Below are 16,799 nucleotides of genomic sequence, written 5' to 3'. Positions count from 1 at the left end.
ATCATCCTCACACATTGAGAATTAGTTATGGAAAGCACCTTGGAATTGAAGGTTCAAGAGCGATCGATCTGGATAGGATCTGGCCGCGTCGATCTAGAAGGTAACTTGAGCGTACCCGAAGGAGCGCGTGCGATTGTGCTATTTGCCCACGGTAGCGGTAGCAGCAGGCACAGTCCTCGCAATCGTTCTGTTGCACAAGAGCTAAATCAGGCCGGATTTGCGACATTACTGTTCGATTTGCTGACCGCAGATGAAGAACAAACAGATAAGCAGAAGCGACTATTGCGCTTCAACATCAACTTTTTAGCGGAACGGCTAATTGATGCCACCGAATGGGTTGCACAAAACCTTGAGACTCACAAGCTCAAAATCGGTTACTTCGGTGCCAGCACTGGTGCGGGTGCCGCATTGGTGGCAGCCGCAGAACTCCCGGAAGCTATTGGCGCGGTTGTTTCTCGCAGCGGACGCCCCGATATGGCTGAATCCTCCCTGCCAAAAGTGCAAGCACCGACGCTGCTAATCGTAGGCGGAAACGACACTCAAGTAATTGAGATGAACGAGAAGGCGCTGCCACAGCTGCAAGTGGAAAAGAAACTGGAAATCGTTCCCGGAGCAACCCATCTATTTGAGGAACCGGGTGCTTTGGAAGAGGTGGTGCGCGTCGCACATGATTGGTTTGTGCAATACCTCAAATAAACAAATGAGTCCGCTCTCCCCGATGCACAAAACGGATGGCACGGATGTACGGATTTATACGGAACCCCGGTTGATTGCTCCCCTTTGAAATTTGAGCCGGAACATTGTAGAGACGTTTCATGAAACGTCTTTACAACCAAAAATGTTAGTTGCCTTGATAGCAATTATTCTGTAATCTAAAAAAATAACTTATTTCGAGAAAATTTGATGTGAGAATTCTGCTGGTAGAAGACGATGAGTGTCTGGCGGAAGGACTTGAGAAAGCTCTGACAAGTCAGCATTATTTAGTCGAAGTTGCTAATGACGGTCAGGTGGCTTGGGAGTTGGCAGAATCGATAAACTACGATTTGATTTTGCTGGATTTAATGCTACCTAAGCTGGATGGTATTAGTTTTTGCAAACGGCGACGGCAACAGGGCGATCGCACGCCCATTTTACTACTCACGGCACAAGAGGCGATTACCAGCAAAGTCGCGGCATTAGATGCAGGGGCAGATGATTATATTGTCAAGCCTTTCAATATGGAAGAGTTATTGGCTAGAATGCGAGCTTTGCTGCGACGAGGCAGTGCGATCGCTTTGCCAGTACTGGAGTGGGGTTCCCTGCGTCTTGACCCCAGCAACTGCGAGGTGACATACGCAGGTCAGCACTTGCATCTTACTGCCAAAGAGTACGGCCTATTGGAGCTATTTTTACGTAACAATCACCGCATTTTCAGCCAAAGTGCTATACTAGATCATCTGTGGTCTTTTGATGAACCTCCCACAGAAAATGCCGTCAGAGCGCACATAAAGTGTTTGCGATCGAAACTCAAAAAAGCAGGCGCACCCGAATTAATAGAGACAATCTACGGATTGGGATATCGGCTCAAATCAACAGAAGAGGATAAAGAGGAAAAGAGCGAAAAAGCAGGTATTTATTATCAAGTAAATGCTGGCGATCGCACCGAGGAAACAAGAGGAAAAAGAGAAAAAATTTCATCTTATTTAACAGCCAAGAAGCAACCATTAACAATCGCCAACAAATTAACCGAAATTTGGGATAAAAATAAACATAAATACAGGGATCGCATTGGGGTCATAGAAGAAGCTGTAACTGCTCTGGTAGAAAATAATTTCACAGAAGAATTGCGTGTCCGAGCAGAGCGGCAAGCTCACACATTGGCAGGGTCGTTAGGCAGTTTTGGCTTTGAGCGAGCTGACAGCCTTTCTCGTGCGATCGAACAAATATTTCAAGATCAAGAAAACCTGCCGCAGACCGAAATACAGCAACTGCAAAAATTAATTGTGCAGCTGCGCCAGGAATTGCAATTCAGTCAAGATGAGGATAAAACAGCAGAGGAACAGAGGAGCAGAAAAGTAGAAAAGCAGACGAATCTTTTAACTAAAAATTCAAAACTAAAAATTCAAAACTTCCTCAGTTTCCCATCGGCGCGACTGTTAATTGTTGATGACGATGCGGATTTAGCCGAGCTTTTAATTTCAGAAGCAAAAGGTAGGGGAATAGAGGCACAAATTGCCACAAATTTAGCCAAAGCGAGGGAAATAATAGCTCAAGCCCCACCGGATGCTGTGCTGCTGGATCTTTCTTTTCCCGACACCCAGGAAAACGGTTTTGAACTGTTAGTAGAACTGAGTAAATATCAGCCGCTACTGCCTGTACTGGTATTTACCGCTACCGATAATTTAGCCGATCGCGTTAAAGTCGCTCGTTTGGGGGGACGGGGCTTTTTACACAAGTCAGTATCTCCGTCTCAGGTAATAGATGTTTTAGCCGAACTCTTGCAACAACCCTCTACACCGGAAGCAAAACTGCTGATTGTAGACGATGACCCTCAGTTGCTAGATTTTTTGCGTACCTTACTGGAACCTTGGGGATTTCAGCTCACCCTACTGGATGACCCAAAACAATTTTGGGATGGCTTGGCGCAATCTGCACCCGATTTGCTCATTCTGGATGTAGAAATGCCAGAGTTTAACGGCATCGATTTGTGCCAAGTTGTACGCAATGATGCTTACTGGAACGATTTACCGGTGCTGTTTTTATCTGCTCGCACGGATGCCGAAACTATACATCGGGTGTTTGCAGCCGGTGCGGATGACTACGTGAGTAAGCCAATTGTAGGGCCAGAGCTAGTCGCCCGCGTCCTGAACCGACTGGAGAGGACAAAAATTCTACGCAAACTACGAAAATTAGTTAACAGCCAGTAGTTAATACTCAATAGACACATACCCTATGCCCCAAAATGTACTATTCCAAGTGAAAGATTGCGGACGGGGTATTCCTGCTGAAAAACTGGAAACTATTTTCGAGCGCTTTCACCAGGTTGATGTCTCCGATTCGCGCAAAAAAGGCGGGACGGGGTTGGGTTTAGCGATTTGTCGCAGCATTGTGCAACAGCACGGTGGATCGATCTGGGTTGAGAGTACTCTAGGTGAAGGCAGCTGTTTTTACTTCACTTTACCGATTGCAGTAAGGGACGAAAACAACTATGACAACCAAGCGAATCTTAGTCATTGATGATGAAGATGGTGTGCGAGAAATTATCCAATTTTCTCTGGAAGCGGGAGGAGGTTGGGAAGTTTTGGCTGCCGCTTGCGGTAGCGAGGGATTGGCTTTAGCTGAAGCCGAACAACCCGATGCTATTATTTTAGATGTGATGATGCCGGATATGGATGGGCCTACGACTTTCGGGCATTTGCAAGCAAGCGATCGCACCAAACACATCCCCACTATTCTACTAACTGCCAAAGCAAAAATTAGCGAACAAAAGCAGTTTATCAACTTGGGCGTAGCCGGAGTCATCACTAAGCCTTTTGGAGTTCGCGATTTAGTTAATCAGATCCGAAATATTTTGAATTGGCAAGATTAACGGGTATTTCTTGAGTGCTGAGTGCTAAGCCGGTTGCCATACTACCTTGTGAACGCAACTCGGTACGAGCCTTGTTTGCGACTTATTGCTATCATCGATAAATTCCGTATTTCTTGCCAATAACATCAATAAATTTTAACTTCACAAAATCTTCACATTTAGATTATAACTTAAAGCTATAGCCAGAAAGCGCTCAAGGAGAAAGCAGCGATCGTGTGTGCATCCAGTATTTATCAACTCGATATTGAATTAGCAATCGATGTTTTCAAAACAAAAAATCTAGCCATGCTAATTGCTCTGAAAAACTTTCTTACTGTTTTACCGAATCCTAAATGTATTGAGGAAGTTTTGACCGTAGCGTTTTATCAACTGGCGAATATTGATATGGATAGCTGTCGCTGGCTTTTACGCAATCACTATTATCTGATGCCAGAAATGGATGTACTATATTTGGCGAAAGCTTTTGCTATTGCGAAACTTGAGAATTGTGGTTTTGTGTATGGTAAAGATTTTCAGTTCGATTACCAGGATAAATTACAACTTAACGAGCGGGCGAAGCGTCGATTGTTGCAAGATAATTGCACAGTCAATAGTCTACTCCTAGAAAAAATTTTACAAATCCATAATTGAAGGGTAAAGTATTTGTTTAGAAAAAATTTGTGCTAAATCCACCTAAAAATGTTGTCTATTCCAGGAAATAAACTCAATTTTTTTCTTTATGCAAAGGTACGACTCAAGTGTAAATTAAATTTATGAGCTTTCCAAACAATCAAGAAATAGCTAATTCGCTGTTATGTAAAAGCATAACAGATAAAAGAAATATAGAAAAAAAGCCAGAAGGCTTGATGCTCGTAAGTCGAGATGGCATCCTGCTAGAAGTAAACCCGGAATTTCTAGCAATAATTGAAGCTAAATCCGTTGAAGAAGTTTTGGGAAAACCAGTCATAAACTTGATCTATTCAGAAGATTGTGTGGCCTTTGAAAAACTACACCAATCAGTTTGTCAAGGGAAAACAGAAAAATTGCAATTCCGCGTCCTGGGGTTGTGCGGTGGATTGCGTTGGCTGGAAATCAATTCAGTAGCTTGGCGCAATTTTTATGGGGATATTATGGGAGTTATGAACATCACCCGCGACATTACAGAGAGCAAACTCATAAGGCAAGCACAGCAAAATTTAATATCGCTTATTCAAAGCAGTTATGATTTTATTAGCTTGGCTACTTTAGAAGGAAAAGTGACATTCGTTAACAAGGCAGGTCAAAATCTCCTGGGAATTGATGGAGATGAAGAAGTTAAAAAAACATTAATATTCGACTACTTGATGCCCGAAGATCTGGTAGATTATCAGAAGAGAATTTGGCCGAAAATCGTGCAGAATGGCTCTTGGCAAGGAGAATATCGCTTTAGGCATTTTAAGACTAACACACCGATCGCAATTTATCAAAACTCGTTTGCGATCGAAGACCCCGATACAAATAAGCCTGTCGCCATTGCCACAGTCAGTCGCGACATTACCGATCGCAAACGAGCAGAGCAAAAGCGACAAGAGAGCGAACGTCGCTATCAAATTTTGGAAAAAGTATCGCCGGTCGGCATTTTCTACACAGATGCGGAAGGTCACTGCCTGCACGTCAACGAGCAATGGTGCGAAATTACCGGACTGACGCTAGCAGAAGCTTTGGGTGAAGGGTGGACAAAAGCGATACACCCCGAAGATCGACAGCGCGTTCTCAACCAATGGTATCGGGAAGCCAAAGAAAATTTGTGCTTTAAATCCGAGTATCGGTTTGCGCGTCCGGATGGAATTGTAACTTGGGTATTGGGTCAGGCGATCGCCGAAACAAACCCAAATGGAAAAGTCACCGGCTACGTGGCTACGATCGCCGATATTAGCGATCGCAAACAAGCGGAAGAACAACTGCGTTATTATGCCTTTTACGATGCCCTCACCAAACTGCCCAACCGAGCTTTGTTCCTAGAGCGATTGGGAAATTTGATTGCCAGAAGCCACAAGGGTAGCAGAGAAACATTCTCCCCCGTCTCCGATGGCAAATTTGCCGTGCTGTTTTTGAATCTGAACCGCTTCCAGATAGTCAAATACAGCCTGGGACACCTACTTGCCGATCGACTCCTGATTGCCACAGCTCGTCGCTTAGAGGAGTGCCTGAGCAATTTTGGGTGCCTGCTCGTTAACAACTTGGAACTTGAAAAAGCAGATTTTCCATCAAAATCTGCTATGGAGAATACAGAATTGAGAGAATTAAAAGAAATCGATCGCCTCTCTCACAATTCAAAATCCACATTTCCATACAATTGCCAGGAAAAAAGCCAAAACCTCAATTTTTTCGTGGCGCAAGTGGGATTAGACGAGTTTGCCATTATTCTTACTCCTGTAGAGCAACAGGAGGAAGTTACCGAGATAGCAAATTCTATCTACGACGCGCTACAATTACCTTTCCTACTGGATGGACGCGAAGTTTACATCAGCGCCAGTATTGGCATTGCCCTCAGCTCTATAGGATATAGGCGACCGGAAGATTTCCTGCAAGCTGCCGATACGGCAATGCACGCTTGCAAGCGCGTCAAACAAGCTTGTTATGCCATATTTGAGCCCGGATGGCACACAGGTGCTGTAGCGCAATTGCAGATGGAAACAGATTTGCGGCGAGCGATCGAACGTCGCGAGTTGCAAGTTTACTATCAGCCGATCGTCGCGCTTAAAAGCAGTCGCATTAGCGGATTTGAGGCGCTAGTACGCTGGCAGCACCCCAAGAGAGGTATTATCTCCCCAAGCGAGTTTATCCCTCTGGCAGAAGAAACAGGACTGATTGCCGCGATCGATCGCTATGTGCTGCGGGAAGCTTGTCGCCAGATATCTGTTTGGCAGCAGGCTTTTCCAACCGAAGTTCCCTTGACTTTGAGCGTCAATTTATCTGGCTTCCAGTTATCGCAACTTGACTTAATCGAGCAAATCGATCGCATTCTGCGGGAAACTGGCATATACCCTGGGAGTTTGAAACTGGAAATCACCGAAAGCAAGTTAGCCGGAAATATGGTTTCCGAAAAGAGAATGTTGCAACAGTTAAAAGATTTAGGCATTCAGCTTTCCATCGATGACTTTGGCACCGGTTACTCTTGTTTGGCGCGTCTCCACCAACTGCCGATCGATACTTTAAAAATCGACCGTTCGTTTATCTCATCTCTGGGCGTCGATAGCGACAGTTTAGAAATTGTGCGAACGATCGTCACCCTCGCTCACAGTTTGGGTATGGATGCGATCGCAGAGGGTGTAGAAACAGTCGAGCAGCTGGCGCAACTCCAGGCGCTGCAATGCGAATATGGACAAGGGTACTTTTTCTCTAAGCCGATCGCCAGCGCCACTGCATGGGGGTTACTCAACCATTTTCGGTAAATTTTTAGAACATCTAATTCAGAACTAACTGCTGGAGGAACTGCTATGTTCAACCTCGAACTTATTTTTCAGCAAATATTTATGCTTATTTAGAAAACCCGATAAATTTTGAAACTTTGTATCAGACGAGCGCCACGCATTTACAACAAGCTTAAGCTACGATCGTTAGAAATTTTAACTTAGGTTTTAAATATGCTATTTACTTCAAAAAAAATCAACTATAAACTGTATTTGGTACCTATTTATATAGTTATTGTTATGACAATAGCAACTATTTTTATTTGGCAATCTATAATAGCGCAACAAAACGAACAAATCGAACAGTCGATCCAGGTTGAATCAAAATTTTTGCAAACTGAAATTACACAACAGGTAGAAACTCGCATCAAAGCATTGGAACGGATGAAAGAACGGTGGCAAATGCGAGGAGAGACACCCAGAAACGAGTGGGAATCTGATGCCAAATTTTACATAAACGATTTCGGAGGCTATCAGGCGATCGAATGGGTAGACACCTCATTTCGGGTTCGCTGGATCGTACCGCTAGCAGGCAACGAAGCAGCGCAAAACCTTGACCTTAGTGTCGATACGCGACGACGAGTAGCACTACAAAACGCTCTAAAAAACCGGAAAACAACTGTTACTAAAATTGTCAATCTAGTCCAAGAAGGCAAGGGATTTTTAGTGTATGTCCCTATTTTCAAAGGCCAAAAAAATGAGGGGTTTATCCTTGGGGTATTTCGAGTTGATTCATTAATGCAAAAAGTTTTAACAGAACATCATCTAGATGGATATGCTATTGCCATATTTGACGGTAAAGAACAAATTTATAGTTATAATCCCAATTATATTAATTTAAACAATAAATCTAGCCAAAAAATAGATATTGCCTTTAATAATAATAAATTACATATGCAAATATGGTTGGCTCCAACATTACTAGAAAAAGTCCGCAATCCGCTGCCCACAGTAGTATTAATAGGCGGTTTGCTAACAGCATGGACATTGGCAGTAGCAATATATTTTGCACAAACAGCAAAGCTTCGCACCAGACAAGTTGAAATTACTAACAGAAAGCTACAACAAGAAATAACCGAACGAGAAAAAACGGAAGAAAAACTTCAGGCACTTGCCTCTCTACAGCAAGCAATTCTAGATAGCACTAATTATACAATTATTTCCACCACAGCAGACGGTACAATTTGTACATTTAACGCCGCCGCCGAACGATTGCTGGGATACACAGCAGCAGAAACGATCCACAAAACAACCCCTGCCATTATTCACGATAAAGACGAAATTGCACAACGAGCGCAAGAACTATCCCAGGAGCTTGGAATTACAATCGAGCCAGGATTTGAAGTATTGGTTACTCGGGCACGCCAGGGGCAAACCGATGAGCGCGAATGGTCGTATATTCGTAAAGATGGTTCCCGTTTTCCAGTACTCTTGTCGGTAACGCCATTGCGAGATACAGCAGGCAATATTACTGGATTTTTGAGCATCGGAAACGATATCAGCGAACGCAAAAAATCCGCAGAAGCTTTCGATAAAATGCTGCGAGAACTGGGATTTCAAAAATTAGCTGTCGATCGAGCGGCAATAGTAGCCATTACCGACCGACTAGGCAATATTACTTACGCCAACGATAAATTCTGCGAAATTTCTCAATATTCTAGAGAAGAACTGATCGGTCAAAACCACCGCCTACTCAAATCAAATTATCATCCCCCGGATTTCTTTAAAGAACTTTGGTCAACCATTACCCGTGGGGAAGTTTGGCAAGGCGAAATCAAAAATCGCGCCAAAGATGGCACATTTTATTGGGCTGATAGCACAATTGTGCCATTTTTAGATAAGAAAGGAAAACCATATCAGTATCTAGCAATTCGCTTTGATATTACAAAAAGAAAGCAAGCACAAGAAGCATTAGAACAACAATTTAGCAGGGCTTTGCTGCTCAAACAAATAACCCAAGAAATACGGCAGAGCCTCGATACCAAGCAAATCTTTGAGACAGCAAGTAGTTTGCTGGGTAAGGCGTTTGGTGTGAATCGCTGCTTAATTTATACCTACGTAACTCAACCAACTCCTGAAATTCCCTTTGTTGTTGAGTATGTGGAGCCCGGTTACCCATCCGCACTGCATATAAACATTCCTAGTGTTGGCAATTCCTATCTAGAACAGACGATCGCACAAGACCGAACTTTAGCCTGCGCGGATGTTTACGCCGACCCTTTTGTAAAAGAGGGCGAACCGATTTTGCGCCAGCTAGGCGTCAAATCTATCCTGTCAGTTCGCGCATCCTACCAAGGAGAAGCAAACGGAGGAATATGCTTGCATCAGTGCGATCGCTTGCGCGAGTGGACAGCAGATGAAATCGAGCTGCTGGAATCAGTAGCGGCGCAAGTCGGGATCGCCCTTGCACAAGCCAATCTGCTCAAAGTGGAAACCCAAGGGCGCTCAGAATTAACGATCAAAAATATGGCACTAGAACAGGCAAAAAGAGAAGCAGAAACAGCAAATCGGACGAAAAGCGAGTTTTTGGCGATGATGAGCCACGAAATTCGCACACCCATGAATGCAGTCATCGGTATGACCGGATTGCTGCTGGATACAAAGCTTACTCCCCAACAGCAGGACTTTGTAGAAACCATTCGCGCTAGCGGCGACGCCCTGTTAACCATCATTAACGATATCTTAGATTTTTCTAAAATTGAATCTGGCAAGCTGGATTTAGAGACACAATCCTTTAACCTTCGGACTTGCGTTGAGGAAGCGTTAGACCTTTTAGCCCCAGCAGCAGCAGCAAAAAATCTAGATTTAGCTTATTTAATCGATCCGCAAACACCTTGCGCCATAGTGGGAGATGTGACGCGACTGCGACAGATTTTAGTAAATCTGATCGGTAATGCGGTTAAATTCACAGAACGGGGTGAAGTCGTTGTCTCAGCAGTCAGCCGTCAGCTATCAAATGCCGATCGAAACGATCGACAACTGACAACTTACGAAATTGAATTTGCCATCAAAGATACCGGTATCGGTATTTCTCCAGAACGCTTAGCGCGACTGTTTAAGCCCTTCAGCCAAGTTGATTCTTCAATGACTCGCCGCTACGGCGGTACGGGACTGGGATTGGCGATTAGCAAACGGCTCAGCGAAATGATGGGCGGCAGAATGTGGGTAGAAAGCACTCCAGGAGATGGTTCTACATTTTACTTCACCATGCGAGCCGAGTCGGCTCCCGCTATACCTCTAGTTGACCTTCAAGTTCTACAGCCAGATTTAAGCGGAAAACGACTGCTAGTAGTAGATGACAACGCCACTAACCGCAAAATTCTCACCCTGCAAGCACAATCCTGGGGAATGCTGGTGCGATCGGCTAATTCCGGCCCTGAAGCTCTAGAATTGCTTAGCACTGGAGAGCAGTTTGATATTGCCGTTTTGGATATGCAAATGCCAGAAATGGATGGTATAATTCTGGCGGCGCAGATTCACTCGGTACCGAACTGCGAAAAACTACCCTTGGTGATGCTCAGTTCTGTAGCTTGGGTGGGAAAAGAAGAAGCCGCACAACGAGCTAACTTTGCAGCTTTTTTGAGTAAGCCGATCAAGCAATCTCAGCTTTATAATGTTTTGACTCGGATTTTAAGCAAACAACTTGTCTCGTTAAGTTCTGACCGCGCCTCACTTTCCCAATTTGATTGCCAAATGGCAAAAGAACTGCCGTTACGCATTCTGCTCGTAGAAGACGTAAGCTTAAACCAAAAAGTAGCTTTGCAAATGCTCCATAAGTTGGGCTATCGCGCCGATGTTGCCAATAACGGACGAGAGGCGCTGGAAGCTTTGCACCGCCAGCCTTACGATTTGGTGTTCATGGACGTGCAGATGCCAGAGATGGACGGACTGGAAGCGACTCGTCGCATTTGTCAGGAATGGAGCAGAGGGAGAGCGGGAGAGCGGGAGAGCGGGAGAGCGGGAGAGCGGGAGAAGCGGAAAACAGGACAACAGGAAAATCGGAAAACAGAAGCAAATTTATTTAATACTTCCCCCACTCCCCCACTCCCCCACTCCCCCGCTCCCCCATCCCCCTATTCATCGCATCGTCCTTGGATTGTGGCGATGACTGCCCATGCTATGCAGGGCGATCGGGAAGAGTGCCTCCAAGCAGGTATGGATGACTATATCAGCAAACCGATTCACATCGAAGCGCTGATCGAAGCTCTCAAAAGCTACGGTAAACTACTCAAGCAAAATAGAAGCGATCGAACAGAGCAGAATGTCTCGCCGTCCTGGGATCGAGATTCGGTAGGGACGAAGCATAAACTCCTTCCCACAACGGATGAGAGTCTTTTGCTCAGTGCCAAAAATCTCTCTGGCAATACTAATGACTCCAGTACGCTAGGGCTGCCGCTCGTCCCCAGCCGCCAGTCCTCATCTGCACCGGCGATCGATCGCAAGACGTTTCAAAGTTTAAAAGAAATGGTTGGCGAAGATACAGATGCAGAAATCCTTCAAGAACTGCTGGAGAGCTACTTGGAAGATGGACTCAAAAGACTGAAAGCTATTACTAACGCAATTGCTCAGGAAGATCCTATATCATTGCAAAAATCAGCCCACGCACTCAGATCGGCGAGTGTGACTCTGGGCGCAATTCCCCTTGCTCAAATATGTGAAAAATTAGAAACGATGGGTCGTAAAGGTACTACAGCGGGTGCATCTCAATTTCTCGGTCAACTTTCCGCAGAATACGATCGAGTAAAAGCGGCTTTGCAATTACCGCAAAAATCGATCTAAAGCCTCCTGCTTCTCAAACCGGTTTTCTGTTGGAAGTTAGCCCTCAAAAAATCAGCTTTCTCCGGAGAGAACGTCAATTCTTGCTTTGAGTAGATGCGATCGGGTATTCTATTTGACAATCTAGAAGTGGCTCCGGAAAATTCCAGCCATAAAATTTTTGGGAGCGAGTCCGGTCAGGAAAGCACAATCTTACCCGCATGAGAGTAATTATTTTCGCCCCTGTGGTTCGGCAAATGGAAAAGCCTAACGATTTTAGGGATACATAGTCGTCATGCGTAAATTTTCAATAGTAAAGAAACTCTTGACGAGGCGACTGACTCCTTTGAAAATCGCTGCACTGTACGTGGTTGTTGGCGGAGTGTGGATACTATTTTCCGATGGATTGGTATTCACCCTGGTCAAGAATTCTCACTTGCTGGCAGAACTTCAAACTTTGAAAGGTTGGTTCTACGTATTCGTCACAGCCGGAATGCTTTACGCACTCATTAAGCAGAGTATGGCAGCACTTGAGCTTTCCGAAGCGGCGCTGCGATCGAGTGAGGAACGCTTCCGTCAGCTAGCGGAAAACATCGACGAAGTTTTCTGGCTCAAACCTCCTCAATTGAACGAGATCCTCTACGTCAGTCCGGCTTACGAGCAAATCTGGGGCAAAAGCCGTCAAAGTTTATACCAACAGCCGATGTCGTGGATGGATGCCATTCACCCGGACGATCGCGATCGCGTTATCGCTGGCTTTGAAAAACATCTGGCGGGAAAGGCAGAGTTAAACCTCAAGTATCGCATTGTCCGACCCGATGGGGAAGTGCGCTGGATACGCGATCGGGCTTTTCCAATTGACGACAAAGCTGGCAAAACTTACCGCATAGCGGGTGTCGCCCAAGATGTCACCGAACGCCAAGAATTAATATTAAAGCTGCAAAAACTAAATGAAGAACTGGAAAACAAAGTCGAAGAGCGTACATCGGAACTCAAACAAACTCTCAAACAATTGGAAGTAGAGATAACCGATCGCCAAAAGGCAGAAGCAACTCTGCAAGCAGCTACAGATATCACCGATCGCAAACAAGCACAATTAGAATTGCAATCTTCTGAAGAACGTTTCCGTCGTGCTATTCTGGAGGCTCCGTTACCGATAATTCTTCATGCAGAAGATGGCGAAATTGTGCAAATTAATCGTACTTGGACGGAACTGACAGGCTACACTCACTCCGACATTCCCACAATTGCCGACTGGCTCGAAAAAGCCTATGGCAGCAAAAAAGAATCAGTCAAAGCAGATATTGACGTTTTATACAAATTAGATAAACCAATTGTAGAAGGAGAATATACGATTGCTACCCGCAGCGGCGAAACCAGAATTTGGGAGTTTCATTCCGCTCATTTGGGGACGCTATATGATGGCAGAAATTTGGTTATTTCCACAGGAATTGATATTACAGAACGCAAACAAGCCGAAGCCGAAATTAACCAACTTAACGAAACTTTGGAGCAACGTGTAGCAGAACGCACTGCCCAATTAGAACAAGCCAATCAAGATTTAGAAGCATTCGCTTACTCGATCGCTCACGATTTGCGTGCGCCTTTGCGAGGAATGCACGGACTTGCTGAAGCTTTGCTGGAAGATTATGGTGACAAATTAGACGATCTCGGTCAAGAGTATGCCCGTCACATAGTTAATTCAGCACATCATTTAGATGATTTAATCAACGATTTATTAGATTACAGCCGTCTCAGTCGCACTGAATTAAATCTGGGATCTGTAGATTTAAATACGGTCGTTTCGGAGGCGCTCGCGCAACTAAAAACTGATTTGGAAAAAAGCCAAGCTCAAGTGACTGCGATGCCGTCAATGCCGAAAGTGCAAGCTCATCGTAATACCTTAGCTCAGGCGATCGTAAATCTACTCAGCAATGCGATTAAATTTGTTGATAAAGATAGTCAACCGGGAGTGCATATTTGGGCTGAAACAGATGATGAATGCGTAAAGTTATGGGTGGCAGACGACGGTATTGGTATCGCGCCAGAACATCAAAAACGTATCTTTCGAGTTTTTGAGCGTTTGCACGGCATTGAATCCTATCCCGGTACAGGTATTGGTTTAGCAATTGTGCAAAAAGCGGTAGAGCGGATGGGCGGTTCTGTGGGCGTCGAATCGGAGCTAGGAAAAGGAAGCAAATTTTGGATTAAATTAAGAAACGATACTACTAAGGAGGGATAACCGTGAAGCATACGATTTTGTTAGTCGAAGATAACCCAGCTGATGTTCTTTTGATGAAACGCGCTTTCCGCAAGGAAGATTTATCCCATGTTTCCCTGCAAGTAGTCGAAGATGGCGATGCAGCGGTTTTATACCTCAGCGGTGAAGGCGAATATTGCGATCGCGAACGTTATCCCTTACCCGCCCTAATTTTGTTAGATTTAAAGTTGCCGCGCCGCTCCGGTCACGAAGTCTTGGCTTGGTTGCGACAGCAGCCTCAACTAAAACGTTTGCCAGTAATTATACTCACTTCTTCAAAAGAAACTATTGATGTTAACCAAGCTTACGATTTGGGAGTTAATTCTTATCTGGTCAAGCCACCTGGGTTTGGTGCTTTAGGGGAAATGCTAAAAACTATTAACCTGTACTGGCTGCTAAATAACGAACAGCCGGAAGTTGCCTGATGCTAGGGCGTCGGGAAGAGGGAAGAGGGTTTGGTGGAATTAAGAACGTTCATTACGCCATGAAGGTTGCTCTAATCACCATCTCGAACAATAAATAGCAAAAATGTTTCCCCAGGGGAAGTTTTTCATTTCAAATCTGCCATTTAAAATTTGCGATGTCATTAAATATACTCGTCATAGATGATAACCCTACAGACCGTCTTCTGATTAGGCGCGAAATAGAGCGCGAATTTGCAGAAGTGCGGGTAAAAGAAATTACAAATGATCGAACATGGGAAGAAGCGCTGACGGAAAATAATTTTGATGTTGTGGTTACAGACTATCAACTTGGCTGGAACAATGGACTGGAAATTTTGAAAAAGCTTAAGTCTCGCTATGCGGATCTCCCGGTGATTATGTTCACCAATAGCGGGAACGAAGAAATTGCAGTAGAAGCCATGAAATCCGGTCTTGATGACTATATAATTAAGGCTCCCAATCGTTACATCCGAGTCCCCATTGCTATTCGCAAAGCTTTGAAGGCAGCCGAAATTCGCAGGAGAACGACACAATTAGAGGCTGAACGGGAACAACTGCTAGCAAAAGAAAAGGCAGCTCGTGAAGACGCGGAAGCAGCAAACCGTCTCAAAGATGAGTTTCTGGCTAACCTTTCCCACGAATTGCGAACGCCCCTCAACAGTATGCTGGGGTGGGCGCAGATGCTGCGCCTGAAAAAACTGAACGAACATGACTATCGTAGAGCGGTAGAAACTATTGAGCGCAATACTAAATCTTTGGCCAGATTAATTGAAGATTTGCTGGATGTTTCGCGCATAATTACTGGGAATCTTTCTCTGAATTTTGAACAAATCGAACTTGCACCTGTAATTGAAGCGGCTTTAAATACAGTCCGTCCGGTGGCAGAAACAAAAGCGATCGATATTAATTTTGTCAAGGATTTAGAAGTACAACCTATTTTAGGTGATGCCAGCCGCTTGCAACAGATAATGTGGAATCTGTTATCAAATGCTGTTAAGTTTACGCCCAGAGGGGGAAGTGTAGAAATTCGGCTTTCTACAGTAATTGACGATCGGTCAGAGGAAAAATCTAGCGCTTTCCCAATGTCCTGTACCCAAATTAGGGTCAGCGACACGGGACAAGGGATTGAACGTGAGTTTTTGCCCTACGTATTCGATCGCTTCCGGCAGGCTGATAGTAGCATCACCCGAAGTTTTGGCGGTTTAGGTTTGGGGTTAGCAATTGTGCGACACTTGGTTGAACTGCACGGCGGCACCGTCAAAGTAGAAAGTCCGGGTATAGGAAAAGGTGCAACATTTACAGTGCAATTTCCTTTGCCGCACCACAATACTCAGCCAACAAATTTATTGGCGGAATTTGAGACAACTTCATCCTATTCACCTTCGCTGAGTGGCGTGCGAATTGTCCTAGTCGATGATGATGCGGACACGCGGGATTTGCTTCAGTTTGTCATCGAACAATACCGAGCTGAAGTGAAGACCGCTGCTTCGGTAAGGGAAGCGCTGGCATTACTGCAAGAGTTTCCGCCGAATGTGTTAATTAGCGATATTGGCATGACAGAAGAAAATGGTTACGATCTGATCCGCCAGGTAAAAGAAATAAAGTCTTTAAGGCAAATTCCTACCATCGCTTTGACTGCTTATGCGGGACAGTTGGATCGCGATCGCATTTTGTCAGCCGGCTTTCAAATGCACCTACCCAAACCTATTGAACCCGATGATTTGGTTGGTGCGATCGCTTTATTAGTAGGAAGGATTTAGTTATTAGGGGTTAGGGGTTAGGGATTAGGGGTTAGGGATTAGGGGTTAGGGGTTAGGGGTAGGGGTTAGGGGTTAGGGATTAGGGGTTAGGGGTTAGGAAAGAGGAAAATTTTTGACTTTTGACTTTTGACTTTTGACTTTTAGCTCCTCTCCCTCTTCCCTAGCGAGAAAGTCCTGTGTCGATCGCTTGAAAATTTTTATGGAAGCAACGCAATTCTGGCACTTTTTGAGATGCGCCTAAAGGAAGATTAATTAAGGAAAAAGATTAGTCAATATAAAATTAAAGGTTTCATTACCATATAGAATTTATGCTTTGTCGCGATTTAATTATCTGTTTGCGAGAAACAGCTTTTCACTTAGCACCGAAACAGCCTGCCGATTGTTTGGTGAATCTTCCCTGTGGCTGTTCCGATCCAGGTAAACATCAACAGTGTGAAGGCTGTCCCCATCTTGAGGGTTGCCTGTCTCGTTGCAAGACGCGCAGAAGTTAACAACTGGAGTTTAGACTAACCGCGCTTTAAGGCGCGGTTAGTCTAAACTCCTAGCAATCCAAAACCCCTCAGCTTCTAGCTGAGTCAGAAA

At 44.7% G+C, this 16,799-nt stretch carries 11 protein-coding genes; all 11 read left to right on the top strand.

The window, feature by feature from the left end:
- The first annotated feature begins 27 nt into the window (after positions 1–27).
- The 11 genes from H6G03_RS23710 to H6G03_RS23660 all read left to right on the top strand — a co-directional run bounded on the left by H6G03_RS23710 (position 28) and on the right by H6G03_RS23660 (position 16,708).
- The gene (locus H6G03_RS23710; RefSeq protein WP_190469501.1) at positions 28–696 is read left to right on the top strand and encodes a dienelactone hydrolase family protein; all 669 of its coding nucleotides are present in this window, start codon (positions 28–30) and stop codon (positions 694–696) included.
- 209 nt (positions 697–905) lie between these two features.
- Entirely contained in the window at positions 906–2,906 is a 2,001-nt protein-coding gene (locus tag H6G03_RS23705; RefSeq protein ID WP_190469496.1) for a response regulator, read from the top strand.
- Between the two features lie 25 nt (positions 2,907–2,931).
- Positions 2,932–3,216 carry a sensor histidine kinase gene (locus H6G03_RS39570; protein WP_456057579.1) on the top strand — a complete coding sequence of 95 codons (285 nt, stop codon included), beginning with the start codon at positions 2,932–2,934 and terminating at the stop codon, positions 3,214–3,216.
- Positions 3,188–3,568, top strand: a complete 381-nt coding sequence (locus H6G03_RS23695) for a response regulator (RefSeq protein WP_190469493.1) — start codon at positions 3,188–3,190, stop codon at positions 3,566–3,568. The genes H6G03_RS39570 and H6G03_RS23695 overlap by 29 nt, the downstream gene beginning before the upstream one ends.
- A 285-nt stretch (positions 3,569–3,853) precedes the next feature.
- The gene (locus tag H6G03_RS23690; RefSeq protein ID WP_199315441.1) at positions 3,854–4,198 is read left to right on the top strand and encodes a hypothetical protein; all 345 of its coding nucleotides are present in this window, start codon (positions 3,854–3,856) and stop codon (positions 4,196–4,198) included.
- 122 nt (positions 4,199–4,320) lie between these two features.
- Entirely contained in the window at positions 4,321–6,981 is a 2,661-nt protein-coding gene (locus tag H6G03_RS23685) for a sensor domain-containing protein (RefSeq protein ID WP_190469488.1), read from the top strand.
- Positions 6,982–7,239: 258 nt separating this feature from the next.
- Entirely contained in the window at positions 7,240–11,778 is a 4,539-nt protein-coding gene (locus H6G03_RS23680; RefSeq protein WP_190469484.1) for a response regulator, read from the top strand.
- 271 nt (positions 11,779–12,049) lie between these two features.
- Positions 12,050–13,996 carry a PAS domain S-box protein gene (locus tag H6G03_RS23675; protein ID WP_242057146.1) on the top strand — a complete coding sequence of 649 codons (1,947 nt, stop codon included), beginning with the start codon at positions 12,050–12,052 and terminating at the stop codon, positions 13,994–13,996.
- On the top strand, positions 13,993–14,439 hold the full coding sequence (locus H6G03_RS23670; protein ID WP_190469571.1) for a response regulator: 447 nt from the start codon (positions 13,993–13,995) through the stop codon (positions 14,437–14,439). Before H6G03_RS23675 ends, H6G03_RS23670 begins: the two co-directional genes overlap by 4 nt.
- 155 nt (positions 14,440–14,594) lie before the next feature.
- Entirely contained in the window at positions 14,595–16,217 is a 1,623-nt protein-coding gene (locus tag H6G03_RS23665) for an ATP-binding response regulator (protein WP_190469481.1), read from the top strand.
- 308 nt (positions 16,218–16,525) lie between these two features.
- On the top strand, positions 16,526–16,708 hold the full coding sequence (locus H6G03_RS23660) for a hypothetical protein (RefSeq protein ID WP_190469477.1): 183 nt from the start codon (positions 16,526–16,528) through the stop codon (positions 16,706–16,708).
- Positions 16,709–16,799: the final 91 nt, after the last annotated feature.

The organism is Aerosakkonema funiforme FACHB-1375, from assembly GCF_014696265.1.
In the GTDB taxonomy this organism is placed as follows: domain Bacteria; phylum Cyanobacteriota; class Cyanobacteriia; order Cyanobacteriales; family Aerosakkonemataceae; genus Aerosakkonema; species Aerosakkonema funiforme_A.
Note: the sequence above shows the minus strand (reverse complement) of the source record. Positions and strands in the feature narration are given on the sequence as shown.

Coding starts and splice junctions, on each gene's coding strand:
- H6G03_RS23660 (WP_190469477.1), top strand. CDS start 16,526: ATGCTTTGTCGCGATTTAATTATCTGTTTGCGAGAAACAGCTTTTCAC.
- H6G03_RS23680 (WP_190469484.1), top strand. CDS start 7,240: ATGACAATAGCAACTATTTTTATTTGGCAATCTATAATAGCGCAACAA.
- H6G03_RS23695 (WP_190469493.1), top strand. CDS start 3,188: ATGACAACCAAGCGAATCTTAGTCATTGATGATGAAGATGGTGTGCGA.
- H6G03_RS23690 (WP_199315441.1), top strand. CDS start 3,854: ATGCTAATTGCTCTGAAAAACTTTCTTACTGTTTTACCGAATCCTAAA.
- H6G03_RS23710 (WP_190469501.1), top strand. CDS start 28: ATGGAAAGCACCTTGGAATTGAAGGTTCAAGAGCGATCGATCTGGATA.
- H6G03_RS23665 (WP_190469481.1), top strand. CDS start 14,595: ATGTCATTAAATATACTCGTCATAGATGATAACCCTACAGACCGTCTT.
- H6G03_RS23675 (WP_242057146.1), top strand. CDS start 12,050: ATGCGTAAATTTTCAATAGTAAAGAAACTCTTGACGAGGCGACTGACT.
- H6G03_RS23685 (WP_190469488.1), top strand. CDS start 4,321: ATGAGCTTTCCAAACAATCAAGAAATAGCTAATTCGCTGTTATGTAAA.
- H6G03_RS39570 (WP_456057579.1), top strand. CDS start 2,932: ATGCCCCAAAATGTACTATTCCAAGTGAAAGATTGCGGACGGGGTATT.